The following is a 25626-nucleotide window of genomic DNA, read 5'->3' as shown; positions in this document are numbered from 1 at the left end:
CCGATGGGGTGAGGTCATTGCGACCGGACTGTACGCCATGACGGATCGGCCGCGAGAGGCTTCGGGCGGCCCGGTCCGGTTAGCGTTCCCGTATGAGCGAAGATGCACGACTCGTGGTGTGGGTACGCGGCCGAGTACAGCAAGTAGGGTTCCGCTGGTTCACCAGGGCAAACGCTTTGGAGATCGGCGGGCTGGTCGGCTTCGCCCTCAATCTGGACGACGGCAGGGTCCAGGTCGTCGCCGAGGGAGCACGTGAGAATTGCCACCGTCTGCTGGGGTGGCTGCGCTCCGACGACACGCCCGGGCGCGTGGACGGAGTCACTGAGATCTGGGACACGCCGCGCGGCGGCTACGACGGGTTCGCCATCCGGTGACCGGCGTGCGGGGTGCCGGGTTCGGGGCGCCCTCCGAACGGTGCCGACGACGCTCCGCCGTGGTGCGTGCCGGGGTGGTGGCACCCGGAGTGACCTGCGGCGGAGTCCAGGGGTGCCCCGCTGTTGCCAAAGGCTTCCGGGCATGCGAAGCTACCCGGTTGGCCAAGATCGCCGGGGCTCGGCGATCGCCCGGCGGTGGCGGTCCGCGTGATCGCCGGACGGTCCACCCGGGGGATGGCGACGCCCACGGGGTGTGATCGTGTTGACCGTCAAACTTTTTGGTGAGACTCTGAAATCCCCGCGCACCTCAGCTGTTCGACAGGGCTGTTTCCGCAGCAACCGCAGTGATGACAAGAGCACTGCCGGGCACCGCGGGTGCGATTCCCTCACGACCCACACCGCTTCGGTCGGTCACTCAGTGTGGAGGACCATCCATCATGGCAAAGGCGCTTCTCGGTTACGTCGGCGGTTCCGACCCGCGACTCCTCGCCGAGATGCGACGGCTCCAGAAGCGCGTCCAGGACCTGGAATCCGAGCTCGTACGGATCCAGGACGAGAACGACGCGCTCAACGCCGCCGCCCAGCACCAGTCGCTGCTCGACAGCATCGACATCGATGTACCCCAGGCAGAGCCCGCTCTGACCTGACCGGTCGCCCGCAGGGGGCCGGCCGGGCCCGCGTTCTCCATCGGCGGCCCGGGAGCATGTCTGGATCTCTCCACCGCGGATCGGCGGTACCGGACTTCGTGATCGTCCGTGATCACGGCTGTCCGGCCACTGGTCCGCAGTGCGGACGATCCGTGGACCCGCACCACGGAATCTCGCCCGAGGGCGGGTTCGCAGACGCTCCACGCTTCACCAAGGGACGCTTCGGCGTCCCTTCTTTCTTCCCCCTCGCGTCGACGTGTGTCGGCGTGTGTCAACCGGCGTCACCTCGTGCACCCGGCCCGCCCCCGTCACGTTCCCCTGCCGCGCATCCCTTCTCCCGGGGTGATCAGGGGTGCGGTTAACGTCAGATGTGCCCTGCACCCTCAGCGGTGAAACCGGGTGCGAAAGGTAGAGTCCGGCGGCGTGCACCTCAAGGCCCTGACCCTGCGCGGTTTCAAGTCGTTCGCTTCCGCCACCACGCTGCGCTTCGAGCCGGGGATCACCTGTGTCGTCGGCCCCAACGGGTCGGGCAAGTCCAATGTGGTGGATGCGCTCTCCTGGGTCATGGGCGAACAAGGGGCCAAATCGCTGCGCGGCGGGAAGATGGAGGACGTGATCTTCGCCGGGACGACCGGCCGTCCGCCGCTCGGCCGCGCCGAAGTCTCGCTGACCATCGACAACTCGGACGGCGCGCTGCCCATCGAGTACGCCGAGGTGACGATCACGCGGATCATGTTCCGCAACGGCGGCAGCGAGTACCAGATCAACGGCGACACCTGCCGGCTGCTCGACATCCAGGAACTCCTCTCCGACTCGGGCATCGGCCGCGAGATGCATGTCATCGTCGGCCAGGGTCAGTTGGACTCCGTCCTGCACGCCGACCCGATGGGCCGCAGGGCGTTCATCGAGGAAGCGGCCGGGGTCCTCAAGCACCGCAGGCGCAAGGAGAAGGCGCTGCGGAAACTCGACGCGATGGGCGCCAACCTCGCCCGCGTCCAGGACCTCACCGAGGAACTCCGCAGACAGCTCAAGCCACTCGGCCGGCAGGCCGCCGTCGCCCGGCGGGCCGCGGTCATCCAGGCCGACCTGCGCGACGCACGGCTGCGGCTGCTCGCGGACGACCTGGTGACCCTGCGGAACGCGCTGCGCGAGGAGATCGCGGACGAGGCCGAGCTGAAACGCCGCAAGGAGTCCGCCGAGGCGCGCCTCAAGGAGGCGCTGGCCCGCGAGACCGGGCTGGAGGACGAGGTCCGCCGCCTCGCCCCGCGCCTCCAACGCGCCCAGCAGAGCTGGTACGAGCTGTCGCAACTGGCCGAACGGGTCAGAGGCACGGTCTCGCTCGCCGACGCCCGGGTGAAGAGCGCCGCCACCGCACCGGAGGAGGAGCGGCGCGGACGGGACCCCGAGGAGATGGAGCGCGAGGCCGCCCGGATCCGCGAGCAGGAAGCGGAGCTGACCGCCGCCCTGGAGGCCGCGGAACACGCGCTGGAGGACACCGCCGCCCACCGGTCCGAGCTGGAACGCGAACTGGCGTCCGAAGAGCGTCGGCTCAAGGACGCCGCGCGGGCCCTGGCGGACCGCAGGGAAGGCCTCGCCCGCCTCGGCGGCCAGGTCAACGCCGCCCGCGGCCGGGCCGCCGCCGCCCAGGCCGAGATCGACCGGCTCGCCGACTCCCGTGACGGAGCGCGGGAACGGGCCGCCGCGGCTCAGGAGGAGTACGAGCAGCTCAAGGCCGAGGTCGACGGACTCGACGCGGACGACGACCGGTTGGCCGACGAGCACGCGAACGTGCGGCGGGACCTCGCGGCGGCGCAGACCGCGCACGGCGTGGCGCGCGACGCCGCGACCGAGGCGGAACGGGGCCGGGCCGCCACCGCGGCCCGCCGCGACGCCCTCGCGCTCGGGCTGCGCCGCAAGGACGGCACCGGAGTGCTGCTCGGTGCGGGAGACCGGCTGGCCGGACTGCTCGGACCGGCGTCCCGCCTCCTCGACGTGGAGCCCGGGTACGAGGTGGCGGTGGCCGCCGCACTCGGAGCGGCGGCCGACGCGGTCGCGGTGACCGGGACCGCGACGGCCGCCGAGGCGATCCGGCTGCTGCGCGCGCGGGACGCGGGCCGCGCCGCACTGCTGCTCGGGGGTACGGAGCCGCTGGCGGACCCGGAGCCGTCCGGTGGCGCGGACGGGGAAGCCGGGCGGGTTCCGGCCCAGGGCGGCGACCATGCGCCGGGGCGGCCGGCCGGAGTTCCCCCGCAGGCCGCCGCCGTCGCGTCGGCCGCCGCAGTGTCCGCGTCCCCCGGTGAGTCCGACGGCGCGGGGACGGGGACGTACGACCCCGGCACGGGTGTCCGTACCGGCACCGCCCGGCCGGTCGCCGTGCTCGTGCGCGCGCGGGGCGGGCTCATGGAGGCCGTACGGACGCTGACCCGGGACATGGTCGTGGTGGAGACGCTGGAGGACGCCGAGCGGCTCGTCGCCGCCGAACCGGGACTCACCGCCGTCACCGGCGAGGGCGATGTGCTCTCCGCCCATTTCGCGCACGGCGGCTCCGCCGGGGCGCCCAGCCTGCTGGAGGTGCAGGCCTCCGTGGACGAGGCCGCCGCCGAGTTGGACGCGCTCGTCGTGCGCTGCGGGGAACTCGCCGAGGCCCAGCGCCTGGCGGGCGAGCGGCGCAAGGAAGCCGCCGCCCGCGTCGAGGCGCTGGAGGAGCGACGCAGGACGGCGGACCGGGAGAAGTCCCAGGTGGCCCAGCAACTCGGCCGGCTCGCCGGACAGGCCCGGGGCGCGGCGGGCGAGGCCGAACGGACCGCCTCCTCCGCCGCCCGCGCCCAGGAGGCGCTGGAGCGCGCCACCGAGGAGGCCGAGGTGCTGGCCGAACGGCTGCTGGTCGCCGAGGAGGCACCCCTGGAGGAGGAGCCGGACACCGCGCGGCGCGACCGGCTCGCGGCGGACGGTGCCAACGCCCGCCAGACCGAGATGGAGGCCCGCCTCCAGGTCCGGACCCACGAGGAGCGGGTGAAGGGCCTCGCGGGCCGGGCCGACTCCCTCGACCGGGGAGCCAGGGCCGAACGCGAGGCCCGCGCCCGCGCCGAGCAGCGCCGCGCCCGGCTCCGCCACGAGGCATCGGTGGCCGCGGCCGTGGCCTCGGGCGCCCGCCAGCTGCTCGCGCACGTCGAGGTGTCCGTCGTACGGGCGCAGGAGGAGCGCACGGCGGCCGAGGCGGCGAAGGCCGAGGGGGAGAACGCGCTCTTCGCCGCCCGCGCCGAGGGCCGGGACCTCAAGGGGGAGCTGGACAAGCTCACCGACTCGGTCCACCGGGGCGAGGTGCTGGGCGCCGAGAAGCGGATGCGTGTGGAACAGCTGGAGGCGAAGGCGCTGGAGGAGCTGGGGGTGGAGCCGACGGTGCTGGAGACCGAGTACGGCCCCGACCAGCCGGTGCCCCCGTCGCCCCCGGCCGAGGGCGAGGAGCTGCCCGAGGACCCGGAGCACCCGCGCAACCAGCCCCGTCCCTTCGTCCGGGCCGAGCAGGAGAAGCGGCTGAAGTCGGCCGAACGGGCCTACCAGCAACTCGGAAAGGTGAATCCGCTCGCACTGGAGGAGTTCTCCGCCCTGGAGGAGCGGCACCAGTTCCTCGCCGAGCAGCTCGACGACCTGAGGAAGACCCGGGCCGACCTCCTCCAGGTGGTCAAGGAGGTCGACGAGCGGGTCGAGCGGGTCTTCACCGAGGCGTACCGGGACACCGCCCGGGAGTTCGAGGGCGTCTTCTCCCGGCTCTTCCCGGGGGGTGACGGACGGCTGATCCTCACCGATCCCGAGCACATGCTCACCACCGGCGTCGACGTGGAGGCACGCCCGCCGGGCAAGAAGGTGAAGCGGCTGTCGCTGCTCTCCGGCGGTGAGCGGTCCCTGACGGCGGTGGCCCTGCTGGTCGCCATCTTCAAGGCCAGGCCGAGCCCGTTCTACGTGATGGACGAGGTGGAAGCGGCTCTCGACGACACCAATCTCCAGCGGCTCATCCGCATCATGGAAGAACTCCAGGAGAGTTCCCAGCTGATCGTGATCACGCATCAGAAGCGGACGATGGAGGTCGCCGACGCGCTGTACGGGGTTTCCATGCAGGGTGACGGTGTATCGAAAGTCATCAGTCAGCGTCTTCGCTGAATCTTCACTCAATTCCCCGGGCTGCTTCACGCGAATGGAGGATCTCCGGGTAGGTGTCGACTTCCGTACGCGCCCGAATTCGACGAGCGAACGGATGATCACCGGCGCATCCGCTGCGTATTCAAGTGGTGGCGAACTGTTTCGTATGCGCCACTTAAAGGGCTCATCCATCCACGTCTGACATTGCGGGCAGGCACCAGGAGTTCATGTGACCAGCAGAGTGCAAGGACCGGAGTCCGGAGCCAGGGGGGCTCACCCGGACCACATCGGGCACGTCATCTTCATCACGGCCGCCGCCGCGATGGGCGGCTTCCTGTTCGGCTACGACAGCTCGGTGATCAACGGCGCCGTCGAAGCCATCCGCGACCGGTACGACATCGGGTCGGGAACCCTCGCCCAGGTCATCGCCATCGCCCTGATCGGCTGCGCCATCGGCGCAGCGACCGCGGGACGCATCGCCGACCGCATCGGCCGTATCCGGTGCATGCAGATCGCCGCGGTGCTCTTCACGATCAGCGCGGTGGGTTCGGCGCTCCCCTTCGCGCTCTGGGACCTGGCGATGTGGCGCATCATCGGCGGCTTCGGCATCGGCATGGCCTCCGTCATCGGCCCCGCCTACATCGCCGAGGTCTCGCCGCCCGCCTACCGCGGCCGGCTCGGCTCCTTCCAGCAGGCCGCGATCGTCATCGGCATCGCCATCTCGCAGCTGGTCAACTACGGCATCCTCCAGATCGCCGACGGCGACCAGCGCGGCAAGATCGGCGGGCTGGAGGCCTGGCAGTGGATGCTCGGCGTGATGGTGGTGCCCGCGGTCCTGTACGGGCTGCTCTCCTTCGCCATCCCGGAGTCGCCCCGCTATCTGATCTCGGTCGGCAAGAAGGACCGGGCCCGCAAGATCCTCTCCGAGGTGGAGGGGAAGAACGTCGACCTGGACGCCCGCGTCACCGAGATCCAGACGGCGATGCACCGCGAGCACAAGTCCTCCTTCAAGGACCTGCTGGGCAGCCGCTTCGGCTTCCTGCCGATCGTCTGGGTCGGTATCGGGCTGTCGATCTTCCAGCAGCTCGTCGGCATCAACGTCGCCTTCTACTACTCGGCGACGCTGTGGCAGTCGGTCGGCATCGATCCGACGGACTCGTTCTTCTACTCGTTCACGACCTCGATCGTGAACATCATCGGTACGGTCATCGCGATGGTCCTGGTCGACCGGGTGGGCCGCAAGCCGCTCGCCCTCACCGGCTCCGTCGGCATGGCCATCGCCCTGGCCTTCGAGGCGTGGGCCTTCTCCGCCAAGCTGGTCGACGGGAAGCTGCCCAACACCGAGGGCACCGTGGCGCTGATCGCCGCCCACGTCTTCGTGCTCTTCTTCGCCCTCTCCTGGGGTGTCATCGTCTGGGTCTTCCTCGGCGAGATGTTCCCCAACCGCATCCGTGCGGCGGCCCTGGGTGTCGCGGCGTCCGCGCAGTGGATCGCGAACTGGGCGATCACCGCGAGCTTCCCGAGCCTGGCGGACTGGAACCTCTCCGCGACGTACATCATCTACACCTGCTTCGCCGCCCTCTCGATCCCCTTCGTGGTGCTGTTCGTGAAGGAGACCAAGGGCAAGGCCCTGGAGGAGATGGGCTGACCGCCCCTCGACGGGCCACCCGCCCGCACCGCCCGCCCGCGCTCTCCCCGCTGCCCCGGCTCCGGCCGGGGCAGCGGCGTTCCCGGCGCGGTCCGGGCGCCGTGTCCCCGCTCACCCCATGACGGCCAAAAGGTGCAAAGTGGCACATCGGATGCGAAGGGGTCGTCCGAGGCAGCTCCCGTGCCCCGCTCGTGGCCGATACTGGACGGGTTATGGAAATCCTCATCCTTGCTGTAGTCATCGCCCTGGTCGCTGTCGGCCTGATCAGCGGGCTCGTGGTCAGCAGCCGCAAGAAGAAGCAGCTGCCGCCCTCGGCGCCGTCGAGCACGCCGACCATCACTCCTCCCGCCGAACCCCGTGTCGGTGAGGAGTCCGAGGCGCCGCGCGACGAAGCGCGGCGCACCATCGAGGAGGCCGGGACCCCGGGCACCGAGGCCCCCGTCGGCGAGGCTCCGTCCGCCGCCGAGGAGGCCCCCGCCCTCGACGTCCCCGAGCCCACCGCGGGCCGTCTCGTACGGCTCCGGGCCCGGCTCGCCCGCTCGCAGAACTCCCTCGGCAAGGGGCTGCTCACGCTCCTGTCCCGGGACAACCTCGACGAGGACACCTGGGAGGAGATCGAGGACACCCTCCTCACCGCCGACGTCGGCGTCGCCCCCACCCAGGAGCTCGTCGAGCGGCTGCGCGAACGCGTCCGGGTGCTCGGTACCCGTACGTCCGAGGAGCTCCGCGCGCTGCTGCGTGAAGAGCTGATCGCCCTGCTGGGCCCCGACTTCGACCGCGAGGTCAAGACCGAGGGCGGCGCCGAGACCCCGGGCGTCGTCATGGTCGTCGGCGTCAACGGCACCGGCAAGACCACCACCACCGGCAAGCTCGCCCGCGTGCTCGTGGCGGACGGCCGCAGCGTGGTCCTCGGCGCGGCCGACACCTTCCGCGCCGCCGCCGCCGACCAGCTCCAGACCTGGGGCGAGCGCGTCGGAGCGCGTACGGTACGCGGCCCCGAGGGCGGCGACCCCGCGTCGATCGCCTTCGACGCCGTGAAGGAAGGCATCGCCGAGGGCGCGGACGTCGTGCTCATCGACACGGCCGGGCGGCTGCATACCAAGACCGGCCTGATGGACGAGCTCGGCAAGGTCAAGCGCGTCGTGGAGAAGCACGGCCCGCTCGACGAGGTCCTGCTGGTGCTCGACGCCACCACCGGCCAGAACGGTCTGGTCCAGGCCCGGGTCTTCGCCGAGGTCGTGGACATCACCGGCATCGTCCTGACCAAGCTCGACGGCACGGCCAAGGGCGGCATCGTCATCGCCGTCCAGCGCGAGCTCGGCGTCCCGGTGAAGCTCATCGGGCTCGGCGAGGGGCCGGACGACCTGGCCCCGTTCGAGCCGGGCGCCTTCGTGGACGCGCTGATCGGCGACTGACCGTTCTCCGTGTCCCGCACGCACGCCGATGGGCGGCGGTCCCCGACCGGGGGCCGCCGCCCATCGGCGTTCTCCCGTGGCCTCAGGTGCGGTGGCAGCTGTACGCCAGGGTGCCCAGCAGCAGCCGGGCCGGCGGGGGAGCGGCCGCCGTGCCCAGGGCCGGGGGGCGCAGCCAGCGGACCGGGCCGAGGCCGCCGAGGTCGCAGGGCGGCGCCGTGATGTGGGTGCCCGGCCCGAGGGCGCGCAGGTCCAGCGGGGCGTCGTCCCAGCCCATCCGGTACAGCAGCTCCGGAAGCTGGGCGGCGGCTCCGGGGGCGACGAAGAACTGGGCCCGGCCGTCCGGGGTCACCGCCACCGGGCCGAGCGGCAGCCCCATCCGCTCCAGCCGGACCAGCGCCCGCCGGCCGGCCGCCTCCGCCACTTCCAGGATGTCGAAGGCCCGGCCCACCGGCAGCATCATCGAGGCTCCCGGGACCTCGGCCCAGGCGCACGCCGCGTCGTCCAGGGAGGCTCCGGCGGGAACTTCGCGGGCGGACTCCAGCGGATGGGCGCCGGGTGCGGCGCAGCGGCGGTCGCCGCAGGAACAGGAGCCGGTCCGTGCGCGGGCCCCGGGGCGTACGGCCCAACCCCACAGCCCCGTGTACTCCGCCACGGCCGTACTCCCGGCCGTGCGCTCGCGTCGCCGCGACCCGGATCGCCGCTCGCGGATGCCGCCGATCGTGAAGCCCATGCCCCCTCCAACGGGTCCGACGCGCCGATGGTTACGTGACGGCGGGCCCCGCGGTCCCGCGGCCCGCCCGTGGTCGCCCCGAATGGGCGGCGCACTGGAGCGCTGGGAGGTGGTGCGAGCCGATCCGCACCACCCTGAACACTCCTTCGCGCCCCTGTTGTTCGGCGCCTGTCAAGTCAAGCGCGCCTCGCCGCGGACGGGTTCGAGCGAGGGGGTGGCGAATGGTGGCGTTTCTGAATTCGCCCTCGCGGCAAGGGTGATCGTAGGATTACCGTCGGTACACGGACTCTGGAAGTATGAGCACCCACGGGTATGCCGGTGGCAACCCGATTTCTTGTTCGACGACGGGCAACTTCCGTACGGGCGGTACCTGGTTACGGCATTCTGGGACAGCCCTTTGCTGGGCAGAGGTTCGCGCGAAGAGGTTTCGGCGAGAGTGGGGGGCGTACCGGTGAGTGGCAGTGGCGCAGGCGATACGAATGCCGGAAAGCGCCCCAACGCGCAATTGGGATCATGGTTCGTGCGCAGCGGCTGGTCCAAGGGCGAGCTCGCGCGCCAGGTCAACCGGCGGGCCGGCCAGATGGGCGCCCACCACATCAGCACCGACACCTCGCGCGTGCGGCGCTGGCTCGACGGCGAACAGCCCCGCGAGCCGATCCCCCGCATCCTGTCCGAGCTCTTCTCGGAGCGCTTCGGCAGCGTCGTCGCCGTGGAGGACCTCGGACTGAGGACCGCCCACCAGTCGCCCTCCGTGTCCGGGGTGGACCTGCCCTGGGCCGGCCCGCAGACCGTCGCCCTGCTCAGCGAGTTCTCCCGCAGCGACCTGATGCTCGCCCGCCGCGGCTTCCTCGGCTCCTCGCTCCAGCTCGCGGCGGGACCCGCGCTGATCGAGCCCATGCAGCGCTGGCTGGTGCCCGTGACGCCCGTCGGGCCGGCCGAACCCGAGTCGCCCTCGGCCGCCCGCCGCCCGTCCCGCCTCTCCAAACCCGAACTCGACCTGCTGGAGTCCACCACGGCGATGTTCCGCCAGTGGGACGCGCAGTGCGGCGGGGGACTTCGCCGCAAGGCCGTCGTCGGCCAACTCCACGAGGTCACCGACCTGTTGCAGGAGCCCCAGCCGACCGCCACCGCGGTCCGGCTCTTCAGATGCGCCGCCGAACTCGCCGAGCTGGCGGGGTGGATGAGCTACGACGTCGGTCTCCAGCCCACCGCGCAGAAGTACTTCGTCCTCGGCCTGCACGCGGCGAAGGAGGCCGGCGACAAGTCGCTCGGCTCGTACATCCTCTCCAGCATGAGCCGCCAGATGATCCACCTCGGCCGCCCGGACGACGCCCTGGAACTCATCCACCTCGCCCAGTACGGCAGCCGTGAATGCGCGACGGCCCGCACCCAGGCGATGCTGTATGCGATGGAGGCCCGCGCCTACGCCAACATGGGCCAGCCCGGAAAGTGCAAGCGCGCGGTCCGCATGGCCGAGGACACCTTCCTCGACGCGGGTCTGGACGGCGGGCCCGAGCCCGACTGGATCAAGTTCTTCTCCGATGCCGAGCTCCACGGCGAGAACGCCCACTCCTACCGTGACCTGGCCTATGTCGCCGGCCGCAGCCCCACGTACGCCTCGCTCGCCGAACCCGTCATGGCCAAGGCCGTCAAGCTCTTCGCCGAGGACGACGAGCACTACCGCAGTTACGCGCTCAATCTCATCGGCATGGCCACCGTCCACCTGCTCCAGCGCGAGCCCGAGCAGGCCACGGTGCTGGCCGGCCAGGCGCTGGAAGTCGCCAAGAAGGTCCGCTCCGAACGCGTCAACACCCGTCTGCGCAAGACCGTCGACGCCGCTGCCAGGGACTTCGGTGACGTGGCCGACGTCGCGCACCTCACCGAGGTGCTCAGCGAGCAGCTGCCGGAGACCGCCGAAGCGGTCTGACCAGGGGGCGAGTCGGAAGGAGTGCCGCCCGCCCGCCGGACGGGCGGGACTTTCGACGCACGCCCCGGACCCCGCGCCCACCGGCCGCGGCGACCACCCCGCACCACCGGCCGGGCTCTCCGGTGCCAGGTCGCAGAGGGTCGCCGTGGCCGGTTCGCGTGTCGCGGGACTTCAACCGCACCGTATGCGGCATGGACCGCATGGTAGGCGGGACACCGGTTACGTCGCTCCGGGTTCATGCCGACGTAACACTCCCGGCGGCTTCGTCACTGCGGCGAAACACCGAGCGGCATCCGTGGAAACGGTGCTCCGCCAATCTCATGGCGCATAAGGAACCGCACCTTTTCCCAGTGGTCCCGCAGCCTTCCCCCGCACGCCGCGGCCGCTCCGACGACGAGGAGACGCCGATGCCCCCAGGCATCACGACGCTTGCCGCAGACACCCCTCAGCTGTCTGCCGCCAACACCGGGTTCATGCTCATCTGCTCGGCCCTGGTGATGCTCATGACCCCGGCCCTGGCCTTCTTCTACGGAGGCATGGTCCGCGTCAAGAGCAGCCTGAACATGCTGATGATGAGCTTCATCAGCCTCGGGATCGTGACGATCCTGTGGGTGCTCTACGGATTCAGCCTCGCGTTCGGCACCGACTCCGGCTCCCTCATCGGCTGGTCCTCCGACTACGTCGGACTCAGCGGCATCGGTCTGACCGAGCTCTGGGACGGCTACACCATCCCGGTGTACGTCTTCGCCGTCTTCCAGCTGATGTTCGCCATCATCACCCCCGCACTGATCAGCGGCGCCCTCGCCGACCGCGTGAAGTTCACCGCCTGGGCGCTCTTCATCACCCTCTGGGTCACCGTGGTCTACTTCCCGGTCGCCCACTGGGTCTGGGGCGCCGGCGGCTGGCTCTTCGAGCTGGGCGTCATCGACTTCGCCGGCGGTACGGCCGTCCACATCAACGCCGGTGCCGCGGCCCTCGGCGTGATCCTCGTGATCGGCAAGCGCGTCGGCTTCAAGCGTGACCCGATGCGCCCGCACAGCCTGCCGCTCGTCATGCTCGGCGCCGGTCTCCTGTGGTTCGGCTGGTTCGGCTTCAACGCCGGCTCCTGGCTCGGCAACGACGACGGCGTGGGCGCCGTGATGTTCGTCAACACGCAGGTCGCCACCGCCGCCGCGATGCTCGCCTGGCTCGGTTACGAGAAGCTGCGCCACGGCTCCTTCACCACCCTCGGTGCCGCCTCCGGCGCCGTCGCCGGACTCGTCGCCATCACCCCCTCGGGCGGCGCGGTCAGCCCGCTCGGTGCCATCGCCGTCGGCGCCATCGCCGGTGTCCTGTGCGCCATGGCGGTCGGCCTGAAGTACAAGTTCGGCTACGACGACTCGCTCGACGTCGTCGGCGTCCACCTCGTCGGCGGTGTCGTCGGCTCGCTGCTCATCGGCTTCTTCGCCACCGGCGGCGTCCAGTCCGACGCCAAGGGCCTCTTCTACGGCGGCGGGCTCGACCAGCTCGGCAAGCAGGCCGTAGGAGTCTTCTCGGTCCTGGCCTACTCTCTGGTGGTGTCCGCGGTCCTCGCCTTCCTCGTCGACAAGACGATCGGAATGCGGGTCACCGAGGACGACGAGATCTCCGGCATCGACCAGGTCGAGCACGCCGAGACCGCCTACGACTTCAGCGGAGCCGGCGGGGGTGCGGCCTCCCGTACCGCGGCACCGGTCCTGGACACCCCGGCAGCTCCGAACAAGAAGGTGGACGCATGAAGCTCATCACGGCGGTCGTGAAGCCCCACCGGCTGGACGAGATCAAGGAGGCCCTCCAGGCCTTCGGCGTCCAGGGGCTGACGGTGACCGAGGCCAGTGGCTACGGACGCCAGCGCGGCCACACCGAGGTCTACCGCGGTGCCGAGTACACCGTCGACCTCGTACCGAAGATCCGCATCGAGGTCCTGGTCGAGGACGAGGACTCCGAACAGCTCATCGACGTCGTCGTGAAGGCCGCCCGGACCGGCAAGATCGGTGACGGCAAGGTCTGGAGCGTGCCGGTCGACACGGCGGTCCGGGTACGGACCGGCGAACGCGGCCCGGACGCTCTCTGACACCGACGCCCGTGCAACGAAAGGCAACTGGGTGACGAGTACCGAAGTGACCACCGAATCCGAAGACTCGGGACCCAGCGGCTACGCGGCGGCCCGGCTGCGCCTCCTCCAGCAGGAGACGCGGTCCGGGCCGCCGCGCCGTTCGGCCCTGGCCGGCCTCACCGACGACTGGCTGAACGCCCTCTTCACGGCCGCCGCCGAGCACGCGGGGGTACGCGGCGCCGCCCTCGTCGCGGTCGGCGGCTACGGCCGGGGCGAACTCTCCCCGCGCAGCGACCTCGACCTCCTCCTGCTGCACGACGGTTCGGCCGACGCCGCGGCCCTCTCCGTCCTGGCGGACCGCATCTGGTACCCCGTCTGGGACCTGGGCCTCGCACTCGACCACTCCGTCCGCACCCCGGCGGAGGCCCGCAAGGCCGCCGCCGACGACCTCAAGGTCCACCTCGGCCTGCTGGACGCCCGAGCGGTCGCCGGCGACGTGGGCCTCGTCACCGCCCTGCGCACCCACGTCCTCGCCGACTGGCGCAACCAGGCCCCCAAGCGGCTGCCCGCCCTCCACGAGCTCTGCCAGGAACGGGCCGAACGCATGGGCGAGCTCCAGTTCCTCCTCGAACCCGACCTCAAGGAGGCCCGCGGCGGCCTCCGCGACGCCACCGCCCTGCGCGCCGTCGCCGCCTCCTGGGTGGCCGACGCCCCCCGCGAAGGGCTCGTCGAAGCCCGCCGCGTCCTCCTCGACACCCGCGACGCCCTGCACCTCGTGACCGGACGGGCCACCGACCGGCTCGCCCTCCAGGAACAGGACCAGGTCGCCGCCGCGCTCGGCCTGCTCGACGCCGACGCCCTGCTCCGCCAGGTGTACGAGGCCGCCCGCACCGTCTCGTACGCCTCCGACGTCACCTGGCGCGAGGTCGACCGCGTGCTGCGCGCCCGCTCGATGCGCCCCCGGCTCCGCGCCATGCTCGGCGGCGCCAAACCCGCCCCCGAACGCACCCCGCTCGCCGAAGGGGTCGTCGAGGCGGACGGCGAGGTCGTCCTCGCCCGTTCCGCGCGCCCCGAGCGCGATCCCGTGCTGACCCTGCGGGCGGCGGCTGCCGCCGCCGAGTCCGGGCTCCCGCTCTCCCGCCACCTCGTACGCCACCTCGCCGGAGCGGCGGCGCCCCTCTCCGTACCCTGGCCCCCCGAGGCCCGTGAGGAGCTGGTCACCCTGCTCGGCGCGGGCGAGGCGACCGTCGCGGTGTGGGAGGCACTCGAAGCCGAGGGCATCGTCACCCGGCTGCTGCCCGACTGGGAACGGGTCCACTGCCGGCCCCAGCGCAACGCCGTCCACACCTGGACCGTCGACCGCCACCTCGTCGAGACGGCCGTCCGCGCCGCCTCCCTGACCCGCCGGGTCGGGCGCCCCGACCTGCTGCTGGTCGCCGCCCTGCTGCACGACATCGGCAAGGGCTGGCCCGGGGACCACTCCGTCGCGGGCGAGGTCATCGCCCGCGACATGGCCACCCGCATCGGCTTCGACAAGGCCGACGTCGCCGTCATCGCCACCCTCGTACGGCAGCACCTGCTGCTCATCGAGACCGCGACCCGCCGCGACCTGGACGACCCCGACACCGTCACCGCGGTCGCCGAGGCGGTCGGCTCCCTCTCCACCCTGGAACTGCTGCACGCGCTCACCGAGGCCGACGCGCTGGCCACCGGACCCGCCGCCTGGAGCACCTGGCGCGCCTCCCTCGTCGACGACCTCGTCCGGCGGGTGGCCGCCGTACTGGCCGGAGAGGCGCCCGCCGACCCCGGACCCGCCGTCCCCGACGCCGAGCAGGAACGCCTCGCCGTCGAGGCGCTGCGCACCCGCGAGCCCGTCCTCGCCCTGCACACCCGGCCCGAACCGCCCTCCGAGTCGGGCGAACCGGGCCCGGTCGGCGTCGAACTCCTCATCGCGCTGCCGGACCGGCCCGGCGTCCTGCCCGCCGTCGCGGGGGTGCTCGCCCTGCACCGCCTCACCGTCCGCGCCGCCGATCTGCGCGCCGTCGAGCTCCCCACCGAGCTGGGCGAATCGGCAGACCTGCTGCTGCTGAGCTGGCGGGTGGCCGCCGAGTACGGCTCGCTGCCCCAGGTTTCCCGTCTCCGCGCCGACCTGCTGCGGGTGCTCGACGGGGCGCTCGACATCCAGGCCCGCCTCGCCGAACGGGAGGCCGCCTATCCCCGGCGGCGCGGCATCAAGGCCCCGCCGCCCCGGGTCACGGTCGCGTCCGCCGCCTCCCGGCAGGCCACGGTCATCGAGGTCCGGGCGCAGGACGCCCCCGGGCTGCTGCACCGGATCGGCCGGGCGCTGGAAGACAGCGCGGTACGGGTGCGCTCGGCCCACGTCGCGACGCTCGGCGCCAACGCGGTGGACACCGTCTACGTCACGCGTACCGACGGGACGGTCCTCTCCGACGAGGAGGCCGCCACGGTGGCGAAGTCGCTGGAGGCCGCCCTGCGCTGAGCGACGGGCGGGCGGGGAGGCACGCGTCTCCCCGCCCGCCGCTCCTCGCCCGCCGGCCCCTGCTCCGTACCGATCGCCACCGGTGAGGACGGCCGCTCGTCCGGGCCGGATACTCTAGTAGGCGACCTGCCACGCCCCCGACCCTGAGGACCGACGAGCGCCGTGTTCGATACTCTCTCCGACCGCCTTGCCGCGACTTTCAAGAACCTCCGGGGCAAGGGCCGCTTGTCCGAGGCGGACATCGACGCCACGGCTCGCGAGATCCGTATCGCCCTGCTCGAAGCGGACGTCGCGCTTCCGGTAGTCCGTGCCTTCATCGCCAACGTCAAGGAGCGGGCGCGCGGCGCCGAGGTCTCCGGCGCGCTGAACCCGGCCCAGCAGGTCGTCAAGATCGTCAACGAGGAGCTCGTCTCCATCCTCGGCGGGGAGACCCGGCGCCTGCGGTTCGCGAAGAACCCGCCCACCGTGATCATGCTCGCGGGCCTCCAGGGCGCCGGTAAGACCACCCTCGCCGGAAAGCTCGGCCTCTGGCTGAAGGGGCAGGGACACTCCCCGCTCCTCGTGGCCTGTGACCTCCAGCGCCCCAACGCCGTCAACCAGCTGAGCGTCGTCGCCGAGCGCGCGGGCGTCGCTGTGTACGCGCCGGAGCCGGGCAACGGAGTCGGCGACCCGGTGCGGGTGGCGAAGGACTCCATCGAGTTCGCCAAGAACAAGGTCCACGACATCGTCATCGTCGACACCGCGGGCCGCCTCGGTATCGACCAGGAACTGATGCGCCAGGCCGCGGACATCCGCGACGCCGTCAGCCCGGACGAGATCCTCTTCGTCGTCGACGCGATGATCGGTCAGGACGCGGTCAACACCGCCGAGGCCTTCCGCGACGGCGTCGGCTTCGACGGCGTGGTGCTCTCCAAGCTCGACGGTGACGCCCGTGGTGGTGCCGCCCTGTCGATCGCCCACGTCACGGGCAAGCAGATCATGTTCGCGTCCAACGGCGAGAAGCTCGACGAGTTCGACGCCTTCCACCCGGACCGCATGGCCTCCCGCATCCTCGACATGGGTGACCTGCTCACCCTCATCGAGCAGGCGGAGAAGACGTTCAGCCAGGAAGAGGCCGCCAAGATGGCCTCCAAGCTGGCGTCGAGCAAGGGCAAGGACTTCACGCTCGACGACTTCCTGGCGCAGATGGAGCAGGTCCGCAAGATGGGCTCCATCTCCAAGCTGCTCGGCATGCTGCCCGGCATGGGGCAGATCAAGGACCAGATCGCCAACATCGACGAGCGCGACGTCGACCGCACCGCCGCGATCATCAAGTCGATGACGCCCAAGGAGCGCGCCGAGCCGACCATCATCAACGGCTCGCGCCGGGCCCGTATCGCCAAGGGGTCGGGCGTCGAGGTCTCCGCGGTGAAGAACCTCGTGGAGCGCTTCTTCGAGGCCCGGAAGATGATGTCGCGGATGGCCCAGGGCGGCGGCATGCCCGGCATGCCGGGGATGCCCGGCATGGGTGGCGGCCCCGGCCGGCAGAAGAAGCAGATCAAGCAGGCCAAGGGCAAGCGCAAGAGCGGCAACCCGATGAAGCGCAAGGCCGAGGAGCAGGCCGCCGCGGAGCGCCGCGAGCAGGCCGCCGCCCAGGGCAACGCCTTCGGCGTGCCGGACCAGGGTGCGCCGGGCAAGGACTTCGAGCTGCCGGACGAGTTCAAGAAGTTCATGGGCTGACCGCCGCGGGACGCCCGTCTCCCGGGCGCCGTTCGTACGTGAGAAGGGGCGCGCACCACGACGTTGCGCGCCCCTTCGGCGTGCCGCGCACCACGACGTCGCGTGCTGCTCCGGCGTCCCGCGCACCACGGCGTGGTGCGCCGCTCCGGCGTGCCGCGTACGGCCCAGGGAGTGGACTCTCCGGGAGCTTCGGCGCGTGTTCTCCCCTAATGTCGCGAATACCGCCACCCACGGTCGTCGGCAGAGGAGAGCGAGTGACCACCCCCGTACCTCCCCGCGATCGACCCGACCAGCCCTGGCGCTCCGAGGGAGCACCCCCGCCCCCGCCGCAGCGGCGGAAGATGCCGGGCGGCTGGGGACGGCTGCTGCTCACCGCGCTGGTCGTCTACCTCCTCGCCAACCTGGTGCTCTCCTTCTTCAACGGAGACGACGAGCCGACCATCGCCTACACCGAGTTCACCAAGCAGGTCGGCGCCGGGAACGTCTCCACGATCTACTCCAAGGGCGACGCCATCCAGGGCGAGCTGAAGAAGAAGGCGAAGGTCCCCGGCGAGGACACCGAGTACACCAAGTTCACCACCCAGCGGCCGGCCTTCGCCGACGACGACCTCTGGGACGAACTGGTCGACGACGACGTCACCGTCACCGCCGAGCCGGTCGTCCAGCAGCGCAGCTTCCTCGCCAACCTGCTGATCTCGCTCGCGCCGATGCTGCTCCTCGTCCTGCTCTGGGTGTTCATCGCCCGGCGGATGTCGCGCGGCGGTCCTGGCGGCATGGGCGGGTTCGGACGCAAGGCGCCGCCCAAACCGGTCGCCCTGGAGAGCGGCACCCGCACCACCTTCGCCGACGTGGCCGGCATCGACGAGGTGGAGGGCGAGCTCAACGACGTCGTCGACTTCCTGAAGAACCCGGACGCCTACCGGAAGATGGGCGCCCGCATGCCCGGCGGCGTCCTCCTCGCCGGGCCGCCCGGCACGGGCAAGACGCTCCTGGCGCGCGCCGTCGCGGGGGAGGCCGGAGTGCCGTTCTTCTCCGCGTCCGCCTCCGAGTTCATCGAGATGATCGTCGGCGTGGGCGCCGGCCGGGTGCGCGAGCTCTTCGCCGAGGCCCGCAAGGTCGCGCCCGCCATCGTTTTCATCGACGAGATCGACACCATCGGCCGTGTCCGCGGCGGCGGCGCGGGTATGGGCGGCCACGACGAACGCGAGCAGACCCTCAACCAGATCCTCACCGAGATGGACGGCTTCTCCGGCTCGGAGGGCGTGATCGTGCTGGCCGCGACCAACCGGGCCGACGTCCTCGACCCCGCGCTCACCCGCCCCGGCAGGTTCGACCGTGTCGTGCAGGTCAGCCCGCCGGACCGGGGAGGGCGCGAGGCGATCCTGAAGATCCACACCCGGCGGATCCCGCTCGCCGACGACGTGGATCTGTCCCGGGTGGCCCGTTCCACCCCGGGCATGACCGGCGCCGACCTCGCCAACCTCGCCAACGAGGCGGCGCTGCTCGCGGTCAAACGCAAGGGCTCCGAAGTGGAGCAGACGGACCTCTCCCAGGCTTTGGAGAAGGTCCAGCTCGGCGCCGAACGCCCCCTCGTCATGCCGGAGGAGGAGCGCCGCAGGACCGCGTACCACGAGAGCGGCCACGCCCTGCTCGGCATGCTCCAGCCGGGCGCCGATCCGGTGCGCAAGGTCACCATCGTGCCGCGCGGCCGGGCCCTGGGCGTGACGCTCTCCACCCCGGACGCCGACAAGTACGCGTACACCGAGGACTACCTGCGCGGCCGGATCATCGGCGCCCTCGGCGGCATGGCCGCGGAGCACGTGGTCTACGACGTGATCACCACGGGCGCCGAGAGCGACCTGGAACAGGTCACCGGCCTGGCGCGCGGCATGGTCGGACGCTGGGGGATGAGCCACCGGGTCGGCCGCCTCACGGCCATCCCGGCCGACGCCCAGCAGGCCTACGGGCTGTCGGCGGCGCCCGCCACGCTGGACGCGATCGACGAGGAGATGCGGCGCATCGTCGACGAGTGCTACGAGGACGCCTGCCGGCTCCTGCGTGAGAACCGCGACCGGCTCGACTCGCTCGCCGAGGCCCTGCTGGCGAACGAGACGCTGGAGGAGGCGGAGGCGTACCGCGCGGCGGGGATCACCCGGCTGGAGAAGCCGTATCCGGCGTGAGCGGGCGCCCCGCGCGGGAGCGTGCGAGGAGGGACGGTCTCGTCCCGGCCCGCGCCCAGCGGCGTGCGAGGGGCGGACCGTCGCCTCCGTGCCGCACACGTCGCGTCCGTGCCGCACGCGTCGCGTCCGTGCCGCACGCGTCGCGTCCGTGCCGCACACAGGAGCGTGCGAGGGGTGGACCATCGCGTCCGCCCCTCGCACGCCCGGTGCCGGAAGCGGATCTCAGCGGACGCAGACCAGGTAGCGGAAGACGTTCGGCATCCACACCGTGCCGTCGGACCGCCGGTGCGGGTGGAGCGCCTCGGCGACCTCTTTGGCGACCTGCCCGCGGTCCGTCGCCGCCACCGCGGCGTCGAAGAGCCCCGTCGAGAGCAGCCCGCGGACCGCGCTGTCCAGGTCCGCGTAGCCGAACGGGCAGGACACCCGGCCCGAGCCGTCCGGTTTCAGCCCCGCCCGGGACGCGACCTCCTCCAGATCGTCCCGCCGTGCCGGGCGACCGGCGCCCGGGCGCGCACCGCCGGACGGGTTCGTGAGCCGGTCCGCCACCTCCAGCACCGCCGCCGTGGCGCACCGCTCGGGCGGCCCCCAGCCGGTCAGCACCACGGTCGCGCCCCGGGCCGCCAGCGGTACGGCGGACTCCAGCGCGGGGGTGAGCTCCTCCCCGTCGCCCGCCGTGCGGCCGATCGGGTCGAAGGCGGTGACCAGGTTGTACGGTGCCCCGTCCGCGGGTACCGCCGCCGGGAGGCCGTCGACCAGGCGCGCGGGTGCGCCGGTACCCGGGCCGTGGGATCCGGCTCTACCGCCCCGCCCCTCCGTGCCCGGGGGCAGCAGCCGTTCCCGGGCCAGGGCGAGCCGGTCGTGGTCGGCGTCCACCCCGGTGACCCTGGCTCCGCGGGCCGCCGCGATCAGCAGGGCGAGCCCGGAGCCGCAGCCGAGGGAGAGCATGCGCGTGCCCGACCCGACTTCGAGCCGTTCGTAGACCGCTTCGTACAGCGGTGACAGCATCCGCTCCTGGATCTCTGCCCAGTCGCGGGCACGGGTACCGGTGTCCACCGGAGCGGGGGTGTCCGCGTACCTGTGGTTCCGGACGAGCGTTGGTGTCATGGATGTACCCCAATCGCCAAGAGGGTTCGGTCGTGCCCGAATGGGCGCCCCGCGTGCGGGCGTCGGCGTCCCCGTATGTCAGGGAACTGCGCATCAGCCGCCGCGTCCAGGGGGCGCAGGGTCATTCATTGCGCGCCCCGGTCGTGCGCCCGGTGGGGGCGGGGGTGCGCCGCACCGCCGACTCTCGCCGTCGGGAAGGCGGTACCGACTCGCTTCGCGGACCCCGTGGTCCGCCGGGTGGCACCCGGGTCCGGTTGGTCCGCGGTGGGTGGCGGCCATCCGGAACGCGAGCCTCCCGTTCCTTCCGCCCAGTCTCACCCGACAGCCGGGGCGCAGCACGTCGAACGCCCCGGCGCCCGCGTACGCCGTGGTCACGGGGGTGGTCGCGGAGCACGGCGGACCCCTCGCGGGTGTGCCCGGCCGCGTACGCGAACGGTCGGCGGGGCCGGTGGTCCGTTCGGGCGGCGGGGGCGGTAGCCTCGCCCCGACCGCCCGCGGGCCGCCCGGGGCCTCGACCCCGGGCCCCGCCGCAGGCCTCCGTGGCGGCCCGGGTACCCGGCCCGGCCATCGCGAAAGCGTAGGAAAGCGGTACGCACCTGCGCACTCCGACCAGAGCGTCTACGCGTTATTACGTACAACCTTGGTGGGAGCTGTGAGGCTTCTCCGCAGATCGGCGTACCCGCCCGTGTACACGGGGCATCGCCGTCAACCGGCTGGTACGTGCAAATTATTTGGGATGCCCCGGAATAGGAACACCGAGGCCCTCAGGCTCGTTATCACGACGTGAGCACGACACCACCTGTACTTGCCGCAGAGCTGGCGCAGGCGTGGGCCGACATTCAGCGGTACCACCCCGAGCTGCCCGATCTCGCCGCACCCGAGTCCCTGATCGGAGAGTCCTCGTCCGCCTGTGGCGCCGAACTCTCCTTCGAGCGACTGCTCCACGAGGCAGTCCACGGCATCGCCGCCGCCCGAGGTGTCCGCGACACCTCCCGCGCCGGCCGTTACCACAACCGACGTTTCCTCGCGATCGCCGAAGAGCTGGGCCTCGACCACACCGAGGAGCCGCACCCCAGCAGCGGCTTCTCGTTGGTCACCCTCAACCTGGAGGCGAAGAGGCGGTACCGGCCCACGGCCGAGCGCCTCCAGCGCGCCCTGAAGGCGCACACCGTGGCGACGGCGGCCGACACCAAGCGGTCCTTCCGGGGCCCGGCGGCCCGGCACGGCTCGTCCGGCGGCGGCGTCCGCGTCAAGGCCGTCTGCGACTGCGGACGCAACGTCCGGGTCGTCCCCTCGGTCCTCGCCCAGGCGCCGATCGTCTGCGGGGGCTGCGGGAAGCCGTTCCGTATTCCGGAAGCCACCGTCGCGGTGGGGTGAGCCGATGGTGTGTGGCACAATGGACAGCTGCACTCGACAGTCGCACAGGACCCCTCTCTCCTCCGGCTGACGCGTCCATCGGACACTTCGAGTGCCACAACCCCACGTGGCATTTTGTTGTGCCCAATCCCGTCAAGACCAGGAGACACCACTCCCGTGGCAGTCAAGATCAAGCTGAAGCGTCTGGGCAAGATCCGTTCGCCTCACTACCGCATCGTCGTCGCCGACTCCCGTACCCGCCGTGACGGCCGGGCCATCGAGGAGATCGGTCTGTACCACCCGGTGCAGAACCCGTCCCGCATCGAGGTCAACGCGGAGCGCGCGCAGTACTGGCTGTCCGTCGGCGCCCAGCCGACCGAGCCCGTCCTCGCGATCCTCAAGCTCACCGGTGACTGGCAGGCCCACAAGGGCCTCCCGGCCCCCGCGCCGCTGCTGCAGCCGGAGCCCAAGGCTGACAAGCGCGCCCTGTTCGAGGCCCTGGCCTCCGACGGTGACGAGGCCAAGGGTGAAGCCATCACCCCGAAGGCCAAGAAGTCCGAGAAGAAGGCTGACGAGGCGGCCGACGCTGCCGAGTCGACCGAGGCCTGAGCATGCTCGAGGAGGCTCTCGAGCACCTCGTGAAGGGCATCGTCGACAACCCCGACGATGTGCAGGTCGCCTCGCGTGACCTGCGCCGCGGGCGCGTGCTGGAGGTCCGGGTACACCCCGACGACCTCGGCAAGGTGATCGGCCGCAACGGCCGCACCGCGCGTGCTCTGCGCACGGTCGTGGGCGCCATCGGCGGCCGTGGCATCCGTGTCGACCTCGTCGACGTGGACCAGGTGCGCTGAAAGAGTTGAACACCGGCAAGGGCCGGGGAGGGCTTCACAGCCGTCCCCGGCCCTTGTCGTCGCTCCGGCCCCGAGGGGTGCCCGGGGCGGCCCTCCCGTACCCCCGGCGCTGTCGCCCGGCTCCCGCCGGCCGCCCGCGTCCGCCCCATCAATCGGAGAATCAGCGTGCAGTTGGTAGTTGCGCGGATCGGCCGCGCCCACGGCATCAAGGGCGAAGTCACCGTCGAGGTCCGCACGGACGAGCCCGAGCTGCGACTCGGCCCCGGTGCCGTGCTCGCCACCGACCCGGCGGAAACGGGACCGCTCACGATCGAGACCGGCCGGGTGCACAGTGGCCGGCTGCTGCTCCGCTTCGCGGGCGTGCACGACCGGACCGGCGCCGAGGCACTGCGCAACACCCTGCTGATCGCCGAGGTCGACCCGGACGAGCTCCCGGAGGACCCGGAGGAGTTCTACGACCACCAGTTGATGGACCTCGACGTGGTGCTCGCGGACGGCACCGAGATCGGCCGGATCACCGAGATCACCCACCTGCCCTCGCAGGACCTGTTCATCGTGGAACGCCCGGACGGCAGCGAGGTGATGATCCCCTTCGTCGAGGAGATCGTCACCGAGATCGACCTGGAGGAGCAGCGGGCCGTCATCACCCCGCCGCCCGGCCTGCTCAACGAGAGCGAGGCGGTCGTCGCCTCCTCGCGCGACGAGGAGACCGACGGCGAGGGCCCCGGCGAAGGCTCCGGGACCGACGCGGGGAGCAAGGCGTAATGCGGCTCGACGTCGTCACGATCTTCCCCGAGTACCTCGACCCGCTGAACGTCTCGCTCGTGGGCAAGGCCCGCGCCCGGGGCAGCCTCGGAGTGCACGTCCACGACCTGCGGGAGTGGACTTACGACCGCCACAACACGGTCGACGACACCCCGTACGGCGGCGGACCCGGCATGGTCATGAAGACCGAACCCTGGGGCGACGCCCTCGACCAGGTGCTCGCCGACGGCTACGAGGGCGGCGCGCACAGCCCCGTCATGGTCGTGCCCACCCCCAGCGGGCGCCCCTTCACCCAGGAACTCGCGGTCGAACTCTCCGAGCGGCCGTGGCTGGTCTTCACCCCGGCGCGGTACGAGGGCATCGACCGCCGCGTGATGGAGGAGTACGCCACCCGCATGGAGGTCGTCGAGGTCTCCATCGGCGACTACGTCCTCGCCGGCGGGGAAGCGGCCGTCCTCGTGATCACCGAGGCGGTGGCCCGCCTGCTGCCCGGCGTCCTCGGCAACGCCGAGTCGCACCGCGACGACTCCTTCGCCCCCGGCGCCATGGCCAACCTGCTGGAGGGCCCCGTCTACACCAAGCCGCCCGAGTGGCGCGGCCGGGCCATCCCCGACGTGCTGCTCACCGGCCACCACGGGAGGATCGCGCGGTGGCGCCGCGACCAGGCGTTCGCCCGTACCGCGCTGAACAGGCCCGATCTGATCGAACGTTGCGCCGCGAGCGACTTCGACAAGAAGGACCGGGAGATCCTCTCGATCCTCGGCTGGGCACCGGAGCCCGGTGGCCGATTTTGGCGCAGGCCTTCCGACGTGGAAGAATGAGCAGCTGCTGTCCGTCCGGCGTGCGCCCCTGCCACAGGGGGAACGACGTCCGCCCGGCGTGATCAGCACTTCGATCTTCCAGACGATCTCCCGTCGATGACCTGTGGCATCGGCGAAGAAAGCAGACACAATGGCTTCCCTGCTCGATGGCGTCAACGCCGCCTCCCTGCGTTCGGACCTCCCGGCGTTCCGCGCCGGTGACACCGTCAACGTCCACGTGCGCGTGATCGAGGGCAACCGCTCCCGTATCCAGCAGTTCAAGGGCATCGTCATCCGCCGCCAGGGCGCGGGCGTCAGCGAGACCTTCACGGTCCGCAAGGTCTCCTTCAGCGTCGGCGTCGAGCGCACCTTCCCGGTGCACAGCCCGATCTTCGAGAAGATCGAGCTCGTCACCCGCGGTGATGTCCGTCGCGCCAAGCTGTACTTCCTCCGTGAGCTGCGCGGCAAGGCCGCGAAGATCAAGGAGAAGCGCGACCGCTGAGCTGACACCGACGTCCACAGCGCGGCCGGATAAGCTTCGGCCCCGATGGACACGGAAGAACAGCACACGAAGCGCGATCGCTCCGCCGGGCCTGCGAAAGGTCCGGGGACGCGGTCGCGCTTTTCGCGTTCCGGGACGCCGGGGCCTTCCGGTGGTACGTCCCCCGATCCCGGCGAGTCCGGCGCGCCGGGACAGGCCGGCGGCGACCGGGCCGGGCGCGGCCCCACGCTGCGGCGGGTGGCCGTGGTCTGCGCCGCCCTGCCGGCCGCCGTGCTCCTGCTCAGCGCCTTCGTCGTACAGCCCTTCCTCATCCCGAGCGGCTCCATGGAGTCGACGCTGCGGGTCGGGGACCGGGTGCTCGTGAACAAGCTGGCGTACCGTTTCGGCTCCGTGCCGGAGAGGGGGGACGTCGTGGTCTTCGACGGCACCGGCTCCTTCCTCCCGGAGACCGCCGGCGGGAACCCCGTCGCCGGGCTGCTGCGCGGGGCCGCCGCGGTCCTGGGGCTCGCCGACCCTCCGGACACCGACTTCGTGAAACGCGTCGTCGGGGTGGGCGGCGACCACGTGGTCTGCTGCGACACGGAGGGCCGGCTGGAAGTGAACGGCGCCCCCCTGGACGAGGAGTACCTGCACCTGGGGGACGCCCCTTCCCGTGTGCCGTTCGACATCGTCGTCCCCGACGGAACCCTGTGGATGATGGGCGACCACCGTGACCGGTCCAGCGACTCCCGCAGTCACCTCGGAGAGCCCGGGGGAGGCATGGTGCCCGTCGGCGAGGTGATCGGACGGGTGGACTGGATCGGCTGGCCCTGGAGCCGGGCGGGGTCACTGGCCGGCTCCAGGGCGTTCGACGGCGTACCGGAGCCGGGCGGCCCGCATGGGTAGCCGCGGCCGCGG

The 25626-nt window shown here is 71.7% G+C and carries 20 protein-coding genes; 18 read left to right on the top strand and 2 right to left on the bottom strand.

Annotation, left to right across the window (positions count from 1 at the left end; translation table 11 throughout):
• Window positions 1-92: 92 nt before the first annotated feature.
• The 5 genes from ACFZAX_RS17330 to ftsY all read left to right on the top strand — a co-directional run bounded on the left by ACFZAX_RS17330 (window position 93) and on the right by ftsY (window position 8221).
• On the top strand, window positions 93-374 hold the full coding sequence (locus ACFZAX_RS17330) for an acylphosphatase (RefSeq protein ID WP_390962422.1): 282 nt from the start codon (window positions 93-95) through the stop codon (window positions 372-374).
• Between the two features lie 437 nt (window positions 375-811).
• On the top strand, window positions 812-1021 hold the full coding sequence (locus ACFZAX_RS17325; protein WP_275491857.1) for a hypothetical protein: 210 nt from the start codon (window positions 812-814) through the stop codon (window positions 1019-1021).
• Between the two features lie 423 nt (window positions 1022-1444).
• Window positions 1445-5179 carry an AAA family ATPase gene (locus ACFZAX_RS17320; protein WP_390962421.1) on the top strand — a complete coding sequence of 1245 codons (3735 nt, stop codon included), beginning with the start codon at window positions 1445-1447 and terminating at the stop codon, window positions 5177-5179.
• Window positions 5180-5387: 208 nt separating this feature from the next.
• Window positions 5388-6806, top strand: a complete 1419-nt coding sequence (locus tag ACFZAX_RS17315; RefSeq protein WP_390962420.1) for a sugar porter family MFS transporter — start codon at window positions 5388-5390, stop codon at window positions 6804-6806.
• A 212-nt stretch (window positions 6807-7018) separates the two neighbouring features.
• A complete protein-coding gene (ftsY, locus tag ACFZAX_RS17310) occupies window positions 7019-8221 on the top strand; it encodes a signal recognition particle-docking protein FtsY (protein WP_390962419.1) in 1203 nt (400 codons plus the stop codon).
• Window positions 8222-8303: 82 nt separating this feature from the next.
• Here ftsY and ACFZAX_RS17305 read toward each other — a convergent pair whose 3' ends face one another.
• A complete protein-coding gene (locus tag ACFZAX_RS17305; protein WP_390962417.1) occupies window positions 8304-8951 on the bottom strand; it encodes a bifunctional DNA primase/polymerase in 648 nt (215 codons plus the stop codon).
• Window positions 8952-9402: 451 nt separating this feature from the next.
• Between ACFZAX_RS17305 and ACFZAX_RS17300 the strand changes: the two genes are divergently transcribed.
• The 6 genes from ACFZAX_RS17300 to ftsH all read left to right on the top strand — a co-directional run bounded on the left by ACFZAX_RS17300 (window position 9403) and on the right by ftsH (window position 19351).
• Window positions 9403-10878, top strand: a complete 1476-nt coding sequence (locus ACFZAX_RS17300; protein WP_390962415.1) for a hypothetical protein — start codon at window positions 9403-9405, stop codon at window positions 10876-10878.
• Between the two features lie 407 nt (window positions 10879-11285).
• On the top strand, window positions 11286-12635 hold the full coding sequence (locus ACFZAX_RS17295) for an ammonium transporter (protein WP_390962414.1): 1350 nt from the start codon (window positions 11286-11288) through the stop codon (window positions 12633-12635).
• Window positions 12632-12970 (top strand): P-II family nitrogen regulator, encoded by a 339-nt coding sequence (locus ACFZAX_RS17290; RefSeq protein WP_299533529.1) that lies wholly within the window; start codon window positions 12632-12634, stop codon window positions 12968-12970. The genes ACFZAX_RS17295 and ACFZAX_RS17290 overlap by 4 nt, the downstream gene beginning before the upstream one ends.
• Before the next feature lie 31 nt (window positions 12971-13001).
• The gene (locus ACFZAX_RS17285; RefSeq protein ID WP_390962412.1) at window positions 13002-15452 is read left to right on the top strand and encodes a [protein-PII] uridylyltransferase; all 2451 of its coding nucleotides are present in this window, start codon (window positions 13002-13004) and stop codon (window positions 15450-15452) included.
• 162 nt (window positions 15453-15614) lie between these two features.
• A complete protein-coding gene (ffh, locus tag ACFZAX_RS17280; RefSeq protein WP_390962410.1) occupies window positions 15615-17171 on the top strand; it encodes a signal recognition particle protein in 1557 nt (518 codons plus the stop codon).
• 254 nt (window positions 17172-17425) lie between these two features.
• Window positions 17426-19351 carry an ATP-dependent zinc metalloprotease FtsH gene (ftsH, locus tag ACFZAX_RS17275; RefSeq protein ID WP_390962409.1) on the top strand — a complete coding sequence of 642 codons (1926 nt, stop codon included), beginning with the start codon at window positions 17426-17428 and terminating at the stop codon, window positions 19349-19351.
• 222 nt (window positions 19352-19573) lie between these two features.
• Here the strand turns inward: ftsH and ACFZAX_RS17270 are convergent, their stop codons facing one another.
• A complete protein-coding gene (locus ACFZAX_RS17270) occupies window positions 19574-20455 on the bottom strand; it encodes a methyltransferase domain-containing protein (protein ID WP_390962408.1) in 882 nt (293 codons plus the stop codon).
• Between the two features lie 783 nt (window positions 20456-21238).
• On the opposite strand from ACFZAX_RS17270, the gene ACFZAX_RS17265 reads away from it, so the two are divergent.
• From ACFZAX_RS17265 to lepB, 7 genes are all read left to right on the top strand, one after another.
• Window positions 21239-21832 (top strand): hypothetical protein, encoded by a 594-nt coding sequence (locus ACFZAX_RS17265; protein WP_390962407.1) that lies wholly within the window; start codon window positions 21239-21241, stop codon window positions 21830-21832.
• A 156-nt stretch (window positions 21833-21988) separates the two neighbouring features.
• Complete coding sequence (gene rpsP, locus ACFZAX_RS17260; RefSeq protein ID WP_390962406.1) at window positions 21989-22420, top strand: 30S ribosomal protein S16; 432 nt, start codon at window positions 21989-21991, stop codon at window positions 22418-22420.
• A gap of 2 nt (window positions 22421-22422) precedes the next feature.
• Window positions 22423-22662 carry an RNA-binding protein gene (locus ACFZAX_RS17255; RefSeq protein WP_014153811.1) on the top strand — a complete coding sequence of 80 codons (240 nt, stop codon included), beginning with the start codon at window positions 22423-22425 and terminating at the stop codon, window positions 22660-22662.
• A 165-nt stretch (window positions 22663-22827) separates the two neighbouring features.
• Window positions 22828-23427, top strand: coding sequence for a ribosome maturation factor RimM (gene rimM, locus ACFZAX_RS17250; protein ID WP_390962405.1), 600 nt, complete (start codon window positions 22828-22830; stop codon window positions 23425-23427).
• Complete coding sequence (gene trmD / locus ACFZAX_RS17245) at window positions 23427-24248, top strand: tRNA (guanosine(37)-N1)-methyltransferase TrmD (protein WP_390962403.1); 822 nt, start codon at window positions 23427-23429, stop codon at window positions 24246-24248. The genes rimM and trmD overlap by 1 nt, the downstream gene beginning before the upstream one ends.
• 130 nt (window positions 24249-24378) lie before the next feature.
• Window positions 24379-24729, top strand: coding sequence for a 50S ribosomal protein L19 (rplS, locus tag ACFZAX_RS17240; RefSeq protein WP_266709644.1), 351 nt, complete (start codon window positions 24379-24381; stop codon window positions 24727-24729).
• Between the two features lie 45 nt (window positions 24730-24774).
• Window positions 24775-25614 carry a signal peptidase I gene (lepB, locus tag ACFZAX_RS17235; RefSeq protein ID WP_390962402.1) on the top strand — a complete coding sequence of 280 codons (840 nt, stop codon included), beginning with the start codon at window positions 24775-24777 and terminating at the stop codon, window positions 25612-25614.
• The last annotated feature ends 12 nt before the right edge of the window (window positions 25615-25626 follow it).

Source organism: Streptomyces sp. NPDC008125 (assembly GCF_042957125.1).
Lineage (GTDB): Bacteria > Actinomycetota > Actinomycetes > Streptomycetales > Streptomycetaceae > Streptomyces.
The sequence above is the reverse complement of the archived record's forward strand: the minus strand, read 5'-3'. Positions and strand labels throughout refer to the sequence as shown.

Excerpts from the sequence above, each read along its gene's own strand:
- ACFZAX_RS17330 (WP_390962422.1), top strand. The coding sequence starts at position 93 with ATGAGCGAAGATGCACGACTCGTGGTGTGGGTACGCGGCCGAGTACAG.
- ACFZAX_RS17325 (WP_275491857.1), top strand. The coding sequence starts at position 812 with ATGGCAAAGGCGCTTCTCGGTTACGTCGGCGGTTCCGACCCGCGACTC.
- ftsY (WP_390962419.1), top strand. The coding sequence starts at position 7,019 with ATGGAAATCCTCATCCTTGCTGTAGTCATCGCCCTGGTCGCTGTCGGC.
- ACFZAX_RS17305 (WP_390962417.1), bottom strand. The coding sequence starts at position 8,951 with ATGGGCTTCACGATCGGCGGCATCCGCGAGCGGCGATCCGGGTCGCGG.
- ACFZAX_RS17295 (WP_390962414.1), top strand. The coding sequence starts at position 11,286 with ATGCCCCCAGGCATCACGACGCTTGCCGCAGACACCCCTCAGCTGTCT.
- ACFZAX_RS17290 (WP_299533529.1), top strand. The coding sequence starts at position 12,632 with ATGAAGCTCATCACGGCGGTCGTGAAGCCCCACCGGCTGGACGAGATC.
- ACFZAX_RS17270 (WP_390962408.1), bottom strand. The coding sequence starts at position 20,455 with ATGACACCAACGCTCGTCCGGAACCACAGGTACGCGGACACCCCCGCT.
- ACFZAX_RS17255 (WP_014153811.1), top strand. The coding sequence starts at position 22,423 with ATGCTCGAGGAGGCTCTCGAGCACCTCGTGAAGGGCATCGTCGACAAC.
- trmD (WP_390962403.1), top strand. The coding sequence starts at position 23,427 with ATGCGGCTCGACGTCGTCACGATCTTCCCCGAGTACCTCGACCCGCTG.
- rplS (WP_266709644.1), top strand. The coding sequence starts at position 24,379 with ATGGCTTCCCTGCTCGATGGCGTCAACGCCGCCTCCCTGCGTTCGGAC.
- lepB (WP_390962402.1), top strand. The coding sequence starts at position 24,775 with ATGGACACGGAAGAACAGCACACGAAGCGCGATCGCTCCGCCGGGCCT.